General features: G+C 65.1%; 9 protein-coding genes and 1 pseudogene. 7 read left to right on the top strand and 3 right to left on the bottom strand.

The features are described from left to right. Positions 1–60 precede the first annotated feature (60 nt). From AC27IQ_RS05365 to AC27IQ_RS05385, 5 genes are all read left to right on the top strand, one after another. Positions 61–966, top strand: coding sequence for a peptidylprolyl isomerase (locus tag AC27IQ_RS05365; protein ID WP_284429721.1), 906 nt, complete (start codon positions 61–63; stop codon positions 964–966). Between the two features lie 93 nt (positions 967–1,059). Then, on the top strand, positions 1,060–1,860 hold the full coding sequence (locus AC27IQ_RS05370; protein WP_284398121.1) for an ABC transporter permease: 801 nt from the start codon (positions 1,060–1,062) through the stop codon (positions 1,858–1,860). After that, positions 1,857–3,188: an ABC transporter ATP-binding protein gene (locus AC27IQ_RS05375; RefSeq protein ID WP_487088713.1), complete on the top strand. Its 1,332-nt coding sequence runs from the start codon at positions 1,857–1,859 to the stop codon at positions 3,186–3,188. The genes AC27IQ_RS05370 and AC27IQ_RS05375 overlap by 4 nt, the downstream gene beginning before the upstream one ends. 182 nt (positions 3,189–3,370) lie before the next feature. Beyond that, entirely contained in the window at positions 3,371–4,261 is an 891-nt protein-coding gene (locus AC27IQ_RS05380) for a class I SAM-dependent methyltransferase (protein WP_487088715.1), read from the top strand. Between the two features lie 86 nt (positions 4,262–4,347). Further along, positions 4,348–5,205 carry a methyltransferase domain-containing protein gene (locus tag AC27IQ_RS05385; protein WP_284404928.1) on the top strand — a complete coding sequence of 286 codons (858 nt, stop codon included), beginning with the start codon at positions 4,348–4,350 and terminating at the stop codon, positions 5,203–5,205. 513 nt (positions 5,206–5,718) lie between these two features. Here AC27IQ_RS05385 and AC27IQ_RS05390 read toward each other — a convergent pair. From AC27IQ_RS05390 to AC27IQ_RS05400, 3 genes and pseudogenes are all read right to left on the bottom strand, one after another. Beyond that, positions 5,719–5,997: pseudogene (locus AC27IQ_RS05390) on the bottom strand (thiolase family protein); the annotation flags it as partial. A 49-nt stretch (positions 5,998–6,046) separates the two neighbouring features. Further along, positions 6,047–6,700, bottom strand: coding sequence for a 3-oxoacid CoA-transferase subunit B (locus tag AC27IQ_RS05395; protein WP_284405375.1), 654 nt, complete (start codon positions 6,698–6,700; stop codon positions 6,047–6,049). Between the two features lie 29 nt (positions 6,701–6,729). After that, positions 6,730–7,431 (bottom strand): 3-oxoacid CoA-transferase subunit A, encoded by a 702-nt coding sequence (locus tag AC27IQ_RS05400; RefSeq protein WP_487088718.1) that lies wholly within the window; start codon positions 7,429–7,431, stop codon positions 6,730–6,732. 109 nt (positions 7,432–7,540) lie between these two features. On the opposite strand from AC27IQ_RS05400, the gene AC27IQ_RS05405 reads away from it, so the two are divergent. After that, a complete protein-coding gene (locus tag AC27IQ_RS05405) occupies positions 7,541–8,341 on the top strand; it encodes an IclR family transcriptional regulator domain-containing protein (protein WP_317356270.1) in 801 nt (266 codons plus the stop codon). Between the two features lie 159 nt (positions 8,342–8,500). Next, a partial coding sequence (locus AC27IQ_RS05410) for a methyl-accepting chemotaxis protein (protein ID WP_487088720.1) occupies positions 8,501–9,945 on the top strand: 1,445 nt, incomplete at its 3' end.

Raw genomic sequence — 9,945 nt, forward strand, 5'->3', positions numbered from 1 at the left:
AGGCGGGGGCAACCCCGCCTTTTTTTTTAATGCTTTTTTGATGGAGTGTTGGATTTGCACATGATTCGCTCAACCTATCGCCTGCTTGCTTTGGCAGCACTTTCTGCAACCGCTCTTTCGGCCCATGCCCAAGCTCCGGTGTTGATTCAGGGGCCGAAAGTCGCGATCGATACGCTGGACATTCAAGCGGACTCTCTTCGCATGCCTGCCGAGATGCGCGACACCGTTCTGGCGCGTCCTCAGACCGTCACGCAGATTGCCTCTAATCTTTACGCACGCCGGGTGATGGCCGCACGGGCCGAAACTGAAGGGGTAGAGAAGGACCCCGAGGTGGCAGCAGCCCTGAAGATTGCGCGGGACAAGGTGCTGTCAGATGCTTACATCGCAAAAATCGACAAGCAAAGCACGCCGAACGATGTCGCTGCCGAAGGCATGGCGCGAGACATCTACAAGGCCAAGCCTGAGCGCTTCAAGGTGGCGGAACAAGTTCGAGTGAGGCACATTCTGGTGGAGGGTTCCGACGCCAACTCGCGCGCGCAGATCGAAAAGATCATGCAGGAACTCAAAGCCGGTGCTGACTTCGCCAAGCTGGCCCAAGAGCGTTCCGCGGACAAGGGCTCTGCCGAAAAGGGTGGAGATTTAGGCGCTTTCGAACGCGGCCGCATGGCAGCACAATTCGATGAAGCCGCTTTTGCGTTGACCAAGCCTGGTCAGCTCAGCGATATCGTCGAGACCCAGTTCGGGTTTCACATCCTCAAGCTCGAAGAGCGCATCCCCGCACGCACCCGTTCGTTCAGCGAAGTCCGCGAAGAGTTGATGAACGAAGTGCGCAACAACGTTCGCCAGGAGGCACGTGTTGCCGAAGCGCAGAAGATGCAGCAAGAAGCAAAGATTGATGCGTCCGCCATCGCTTCTTACTCTCAGTCTTATGCGGCAAAAATTCCGCCCACTAAGATCGCTCCCTGAAGCTCCACGTTGGTGGAGGTGAAGCAAGTGCCCTTTCGGGTACTTGCTTCTTTTATTTCTGGTGGGCCGACTGCCATCCTCTGAACAAGCTGCATGCAAACTTTGTGGAATGAATGGCGCGCGATCTGGAGTGCACGCTCTCTGGTGTGGGTTCTGGTGCAACGCGAGGTGGCCGCGCGCCACGCAGGCACCGCTGTCGGCGTGCTGTGGCCCTATCTCCAGCCCCTGTTGACGGTGGCTGCCTACTATCTTGTCTTCGATGTGGTCTTTTCCATGCGTTTGGGAGAAGGCGCGCCGACGCATGCCGTTGGCACGTTTCTGGTCGTGGGTGCGCTGCCCTGGATGGCTTTCTGCGATGCGGTGTCGCGCGGCATGAACAGCCTCATCGAGGCCGGAAGCATGCTGCAGAAAAACCCGCTGCCCCCAGTGCTCTTCACGACCCGTTCGGTGCTGGCGAGCGCGGTGATTTTCGGACCGCTTCTGTGTCTCGTGGCGCTGGTATACACGCCGCTGCACGGGTTCCGTCCTGCCATGCTGGCCATGGTGCCTCTCATGGCCCTGCAGTTGGTCCTCTGTGTGCTCCTGGGTTACCTGCTGGCCATCCTGGCTGCGGCGCTGAGAGACACCGTTCAGATCGTCGGCTTTCTGCTGTCCGTGGGCATCTATCTCACGCCCATTCTTTTTCCCCTGACGATGTTCCCAGCCAACTGGCGCTGGGTGCTTTGGCTCAATCCCATGACGGCCCTGGTGATCGGCTACCAGCAAGTGCTGCTGCAGGGCAATTGGCCGCCGATGGGTGTCTGGGTGGCGGGCGTGGTCTGGCTTGTCGTCCTGGCGCTGGCTTTGAACACGTTGGTCAAACGCAGCCGTGATCAGTTGGTGGACTGGCTATGACGATGATCGAACGCACCTCCGAGACCGTTCTGAAAGTGCAGGACGTTGGCAAGGAGTACAAGCTCTACGCCTCTCCCCGCCAGCGGCTCAAGTCCTTGATCACCGGGCGATCGGCGCACCGCAGCCATTGGGCCTTGAAAGGCGTCTCCTTCGAACTGCAGCGCGGCCAGTGCATCGGCGTCATCGGCGACAACGGGGCGGGCAAGAGTTCGCTGCTCAAGCTGCTGGCCGGCACGCTGCAGCCCTCCACGGGCTCGATCGAGCGGGTGGGCCGGGTCACTGCCATTCTGGAGTTGGGCGCGGGTTTCCACCCCGACTTCAGCGGCCGCGACAACCTGTATTTCGGCGGCAGCCTGATCGGCATCGACCGCGAAGAGATGGAGCGGCTGGAGCCGGAGATCGTCGAATTCTGCGAATTGGGCGAGGCGCTGGACCGGCCGGTCAAGACCTACTCTTCGGGCATGTCGGTCCGGCTGGCCTTCGCGCTGGTGACCGCGGTGCAGCCCGACGTGCTGATCATCGACGAAGCCCTGGCGGTGGGCGATCAGCACTTCCAGAAGAAATGCGTGGACCGCATCATGGCGTTCCGCAATGCCGGCTGCACGATCCTGTTCTGCTCGCACAGCCCGTACCACATCCGCCATCTGTGCGATCTGGCGCTTTGGCTGGACGGGGGGCGCGTCAAGCAGTTCGGCCTGACGGAGCCCGTGCTGGGTGCCTATGACGTGCACTCCCGCCTGCGCAATGCAGAGAGCCAGCACCACGCGGCGGCGGGGCAGGAGGGCGCCAGCGATGCACCCGCGCCCGACAACGGCGCTCCGCTGGACGACGGAGATGCCTCCGAGGCTTCGGACGCTGCGGCAGCTTCCGCCGCCGGCCGCCGGCAACGCAATGGCAATGCCCCGGCCCGCGACGATGGCTCCGCCCGCATTCTGTCGGTGGAGATCCAGAACCTGGGCGAACCGCAGGACGGCGGCTACGGCCGGCTGTCCGGCAAAGACCTGATCGCCCACATCACCGTGCGCGGCCGGGGGGGCGAGCGGCCCAATGTCGGCTTCATGATCGAGCAGTCCAAAGGGGTCGGCATCACGTCGCTGGCCACCCACGAAGAGGGCGCGGCGCCCGTGTCGTTGGGCGATGGCCTGTGGCGCTCGGTGCTGACGTTTCCCAGCCTGCCGCTGCACAGCGGGGATTACGTGATCAGTGCGTTCCTCTTCGACGAGAGCGGCCTGGTGGTGTACGACGAGTGGTTCCAGTTCCTGAACTTCAACTGGGTCGCTCCAACCCTCATGCCAGGGCTGGTGAAATTGCCGCACCACTGGGGGTGAGCATGCCGGCCGGCCCATTGCAGGGCGCTTGCGTTCTGCCGCCGTGGACGGCCGGGATCTTTCTTCAATGAGATGCTATATTTTTGATAGCTTAATGCCCTAGTAGAATATGCGCTGGAGCCATTTTTTGCCAATGACGGTTTTCCGCCTTTCGGCAGGATCTTCCTCCGGCCCTTGACCCCATGAACGATCTGACCGCCCCTCCTCAAAAGGCCTCCGACTGGCTGGCCCTCGGAATCCAGCACCTCGAACGCGACGAGCGCGTCCTGGCCGCAGAGGCCTTGCGCCATGCCTTGCAGGACCGCGAAACGCGCCTCACCGCCCACCAGCTCATCGAGCAGCACACGTTGCCGGGCGCCTTCTCCCAGATGATGGGGCTGAACTGCGAGATCGCGCGCGCCGACGACATCTTTCGCTTCTTCGAGGGCCATCCCTCCAGTACCAACCCTCTGCGCGACTATCTCGCGGATGGCTGGCGCACGCTGTCCGAGCTGATGACGCTGCTGGAGACCGTGGACCGGCCTTTGCTCAAGACCCCGCGGTTCATGGAGTTCGCGAGCGGGCACGGCCGCTTCACGCGGCATCTGGTGAAGGCGCTGGGCGCGGACCGGGTGACGGTGTCCGACGTCGTGCCGGACGCCATGGCGTTCGCGCAGCGCACTTTCGGCGTGCGGAGCGTGCTGTCGTCCACTGTGCCGGAAAGCCTGGCGTGGGATCAGCAGTACGACGTGGTGTTCGTGCTGTCGCTGTTCAGCCACCTGCCGCGCCGCACCTGGGCCCGCTGGCTGCAGTGCCTGTACGACGGCGTGGCACCTGGAGGGGTTCTGGTGTTCTCCACCCATGGCTTGAAGGCGGCGGCGCACGACAGTGTTGCGCTGGACGATGACGGCTTCTTCTTCGCTCCGTCCAGCGAATCCCAGGCCATCGATGTGCAGGAATACGGCACCGCGTTCACGTCCGAGGACTTCGTCCTCGCGCGCATCGCGGAGACGGTGGGCGCGGACAAGCTCGTTCACCGTTCGCTGGTGCATTTCTGGAACCACCAGGATGCCTATGTGCTCGCCAAGCCCTGAGCGCAGGGTGTGGTGGGCCTGACTGACCCCCTTCCTGGCTCCGAGCCCTTTGACTGATTGAAATCCTGCGACAGGCGTTTCCCTCCATGACCACTCTGTTCGATCGCATCCAGCAACGATTTTGGGGACCGCCCCAGTGGGATGCCGAGCGCATTTCCGACGAGTGGTTCCGGGCGCACTTCCACTATGCGGCCGATGTGGTCCAGCATTGGCTGGGTTCGGCGCTGGATGTGAAGACGGCGCGGCTCCTCAACTTCGGTTGTGGCGACGGCATCACGGACCTGGCCCTGGTCCTGCGCCACGGGGCGACGTCGATCCATGGCATCGATATCCGGCAGGAGTACGCCAAGCTGCCGCGCATCGCGAAGGAGCAGTTGGGGCTTCGCCGCGTGCCGAAGGCCCTGAGCTTCGAGACCATCGCACCCGCCACCCCGCTGGCGGGACGGCGGCCGGTGGACGGGATTTTCAGCTGGTCCACGTTCGAGCATGTGAGCCAGGACCAGCTCGAACCCATCGCCCGCGACCTGTACGCGGCGCTCAATCCCGGGGGCGTGTTCTTCCTGCAGATCGAGCCGCTGTATTTTTCTCCCTTCGGCTCGCACCTGCGGCGCTATGACGAGGTGCCCTGGCACCACCTGCTGGTGAGCGATGACGAGTTGTGGGCCATCATCCAGGCGCACGAAGGGCCGATCGATGGCGCCGAGCGCGATTTCGGCTTCGACGACTTCGGTGTCGAGGGGTACAAGAAGTTCGTCTTCAACGAGTACAAGGCATTGAACCGGCTGACGGCGGACGAGCTGGTGGCCCTGATGACCCGGGTGGGCTTTCGCGTCATTCGCCAGGAGCGGCGCAGTGTGCAGATGGACATTCCAGCGGCCCTGCACGGCCAATACCCGGACGAACTGCTGCTCAACAACGAGATCTTTCTGCTGCTGGGCAAATAGGGCCCGGATCGCCCTTCGGTGCCATCCATCGCACCGAGCGCGTCGACGGGCCTTCCGCAAACAAAAAAGGGCTGCCGGAGAAGGCAGCCCTTTTTTCGTTCCGGCGCCGTGCGGCGCGAAGCCGGTTCAGGCTTGCAGCCAGTTCTTGACCCGGCGCTGCCACTGCGCCGGGATGCGCCGTGCAACGCCACGCAGCACCGGCAGCGAGCGCAGATAGACCACCGCCGACAGCACGCCTGATTTGGCGGCGGCGGTGGGTGTGGCCTGGGGCAGGTAGGGCTGCAGGTCGGCCAGGGTCATGGGGGTCAGCGCAGCCACGGGCCTGGAGTCCGCCAGGTAGTCGGTCTCGTAGCGGAACGGCGCGGACGATTCATGCGGCAAGAGGGCAGTCGGCTGTGCCTCGGCCAGAGCCGGAGCCTCGCCCTGGGCGAAATGCCGGTCGCGGACCTCGGTGAACCAGGCCAGCCATTGGGCGGGCGTGGCATCCCAGGGGTGCACCCAGCTCCAGGGCCGGCCCGCCAGCCGCTCGGCGAAGGCGCCGATGTCGGGCACGACCACCGGCAGGCCGGCCAGCAGCGCGGACATGCGGGCGACGTTGCGGTTGTCTTCGCCGGCCTGGTTGGCGCAGCCGTAGAGCACGTCCACCACGGCGGCCCAGTCCACGTTCGGGTTGCGGGCCATCAGCGCCTTGAGCGGGATGGCGCCCAAATCGTCGGTGCGCACGCTGGACAGGGCACCGCCGTAGCGGCCGAAGGGCGTGCGGATGGCGTCGCAGATGAAGGCTTGCGTCATGGTCTTTGTCTCCAGGGTGTTGGTCGGGAAGGCGCCGTGGCGGCCGGTGTCAGGCGTGCGATGGCCGGATGGGCAGGCCCACGAGGCGTTCGAGTTCGGCATGGTCGAGGCCCGGCACGGCATCGATGAGCACCAGGCCCTCGGGCGTGCAGGCCAGCGTGGCCAGGTCGCTGTAGATGCGCTTGACGCAGCCGATGCCGGTCAGCGGGTAGGTGCATTGGGGCACGACCTTGGACTGGCCCTGCTTGGTGAGCAGGTCCATCATCACCCAGGTCTGCTTGGCACCGATGGCCAGGTCCATGGCGCCGCCCACGGCGGGGATGGCGCCGGGCTCGCCCGTGCTCCAGTTGGCCAGGTCGCCCGTGGCGCTGACCTGGAAGGCCCCCAGCACGCAGATGTCCAGGTGGCCGCCGCGCATCATGGCGAAGCTGTCGGCATGGTGGAAGTACGCACCGCCCGCCAGCAGCGTGACGGGTTGCTTGCCGGCGTTGATGAGGTCGTAGTCCTCGTCGCCCGCGGCCGGCGCCGGGCCCATGCCCAGGATGCCGTTCTCGCTTTGCAGGATGACTTCGCGGCCCGGCGGAATGTGGTTGGCCACCAGCGTGGGCTGGCCGATGCCCAGGTTGACGTAGGCACCGTCGTGGATGTCCTGCGCCACGCGGGCGGCCAGTTCGTCTTTGCTTCTTTTTTGATAGCTGCTCACGCTAGCTCCTGTTGCGCTGGGGGCCATTTTCATGCTGACTTCTTGAAACCGCCGGCCTGCGTGGCCACGCGGTCGATCCGCACCACGTGGCTCACGTAGATGCCGGGCGTGACGATGGCCTCGGGGTCGAGCGCGCCCAGCTCCACCACCTCGTGCACCGTGGCCACGGTGCGCCGCGCGGCGGTGGCCATGACGGGGCCGAAGTTGCGGGCGGACATGCGGTAGGTGAGGTTGCCCCAGCGGTCGCCCCGCTCGGCCTTGATCAGCGCCACGTCGCCCTGGATGGGGTACTCCAGCACGTACTGCTTGCCGCCGATCTCGCGCGTCTCCTTGCCCTTGGCCAGCTCCGTGCCGTAGCCCGTGGGACAGAAGAAGGCGCCGATGCCCGCCCCGGCCGCGCGAAGGCGCTCGGCCAGGTTGCCCTGGGGCACCAGTTCCAGCTCCAGCTGGCCGGAGCGGTACAGGCCGTCGAACACGTGACTGTCCACCTGGCGCGGAAAGCTGCAGATGATCTTGCGCACCCGGCCGGCCTTGAGCAGCGCGGCCAGGCCCGCTTCGGCGTTGCCGGCGTTGTTGTTCACCACGGTGAGGTCGCGCGCGCCCTGATCGATCAGCCCGTCGATCAGTTCGCCGGGAATGCCGGCGGTGCCGAAGCCGCCGATCAGCACGGTGGCGCCATCCTGGATGCCCGACAGGGCCTGGGCCACGGAATCCGCAATCTTGTTGATCATGGGGAAAGGAGAAGCCTAAAGGTGAGAATTCGGGTCCCGCCTCAGCGGTGTGATGTTTGTTCGCATATAGAACAAATGTTCGTATAATGAATTTTAGGACCAAATGCTTATGAGCGATACCCCCGCGGAGACTGGTGATAACCCTAGGCCGGGCGACAGCTATGTGCAGTCGTTCGCCCGTGGGCTGGAGGTGATCCGCTCGTTCAGCGCCACCGCGCCGCAGCAGACGCTGAGCGAAGTGGCCGCCCGCACGGGCCTCACGCGCGCCGGGGCGCGGCGCATCCTGCTCACCTTGCAGACGCTGGGGTATGTGGAAAGCGATGGGCGGCTGTTCCGGCTGACCCCGCGCATCCTGGACCTGGGCTTTGCCTACCTGTCGTCCATGCCGATCTGGGATCTGGCCGAGCCGACGATGGAAGCGCTGGTGGATCAGGTGCACGAATCCTGCTCGGCCGCCGTGCTGGACGGCAGCGACATCGTCTACGTGCTGCGCGTGCACACCCACAAGATCATGAGCACCAACCTGGGCGTGGGCTCGCGCCTGCCCGCCTTCTGGACGTCGATGGGCCGCGTGCTGCTGGCCGGCCAGCCCGATGCCGACGTGGCCGCCCTGCTGCCGAGGGTGCCGCGCCAGCGGCTCACGCCTCACACCCTGCTGGACGACGACGCCCTGCTCGCCGCCGTGCGCCAGGCCCGGGCGCAGGGCTGGTGCCTGATCAACCAGGAACTGGAAGAGGGCCTGATCTCGGTCGCCGCACCGCTGCGCAACCGGGCGGGGGAAACGGTGGCGGCACTCAACATCAGCGGGCAGGCCAACCGGACCAGCGCCGAGATGATGCAGACCGAGTTGCTGCCGGCCCTGCTCAAGGCCGCCGAAGCCATTTCGCGCACGCTGGGCACCCGCCGCTGACACGCCGGCCGCTGTGGAATTTTTCCCACAGCCGGCCGGCACAGCCGCCAAAAAACAGGCGGCGCCCAGGGCCTTTGGCAATTAGTGGTTACGATTAATGACAAATAGGCAGCTTGCTGTTGCCATCTCTCCAATCGGTCATTTCCAGAAGTCCCTTCCATGAAAAATCTCAAACTGGGCGTGCGCCTGGGCCTCGGCTTCGGCGTGGTGCTCCTGCTCATGGCAATCATCACCGGCATGAGCCTGTTCCGCCTCGCCGACCAGGACGAAGCCTCGCAGCAACTCATCACCGACCTGTACCCCAAGGCCGCGGCCAGCCAGCAGCTGTCCTACCTCACCATGGACACGGCACGCGTGGTACGCAACCTCATCATCCTGGCCGATGAAAAAGCCATGGTGCCCAACAAGGCGGCGCTGGACAAGAACGTCGCATCGATGGGCACGCTCATCGGCACGCTGGAAAAACTGGCCGACACCGCAGAAGAACGCGCGCTCATCCAGGACATCAAGACCCAGAGCGCAGCCTTCATCGCATTCAGCCAGGATGTGGGCGCCCTCGGCGTGCAGAACAAGAACGAGGAGGGCCAGCAACTGCTGTTCGGCCCCCGCTACGCCATTCAGGGCACCTTCCTGGCCACCCTGAAGAAGATGGTGGACCTGCAGGAAAAGAACATGCAGGACGGCGGCGCCGCAGCCCACGCCGCTTACCTCACCGCCCGCACGATCGTCTGGGTGGTGGCGCTCATCGCCGCGCTGATCGGTGCGGTCTGCGCTTTCTTCATCACGCGTTCCGTCACGGCCCCCTTGCAGGACGCCGTGGACGCCGCCGACCGCGTGGCCGACGGCAACCTGAGCGTGCCGATCGTTTCCCAATCCAGGGACGAAACCGGTGCCCTGCTGACTGCCCTGCAGCGCATGCAGAGCAACCTGGTGCAGACCGTGGGCACCGTGCGCGGCAATGCCGAGAGCGTGGCCACCGCCAGCGCGGAGATCGCCCAGGGCAACAATGACCTGAGCCAGCGCACCGAGCAGCAGGCCTCGGCCCTGGAAGAGACGGCCGCGTCCATGGAGGAACTGGGCAGCACCGTGCGCCAGAACGCCGACAACGCCCGCCAGGCCAACCAACTCGCGCAGGATGCGAGCGACGTCGCGGTGAAGGGCGGCGAGGTGGTCAACCAGGTGGTGGACACCATGAAGGGCATCAACGACAGCTCGCGCAAGATCTCGGACATCATCTCCGTGATCGACAGCATTGCCTTCCAAACCAACATCCTGGCGCTCAACGCCGCCGTGGAAGCCGCCCGCGCGGGCGAGCAGGGGCGCGGCTTCGCCGTGGTGGCCAGCGAGGTGCGCAGCCTGGCCGGACGCTCGGCCGATGCCGCCAAGGAAATCAAGAACCTCATCAGCGCCAGCGTGGAGCGCGTGGAACAGGGCACGGCCCTGGTCGACCAGGCCGGTGCCACCATGCAGGAGGTGGTGACCTCCATCCGCCGGGTGACCGCCATCGTGGGCGAGATCAGCGCGGCCAGCCGCGAGCAGAGCGATGGCGTCACCCAGGTCGGCGAAGCCGTGGTGCAGATGGACCAGGCCACCCAGCAGAACGC

The sequence above is a fragment of the Acidovorax sp. KPB24-07 genome, assembly GCF_057543315.1.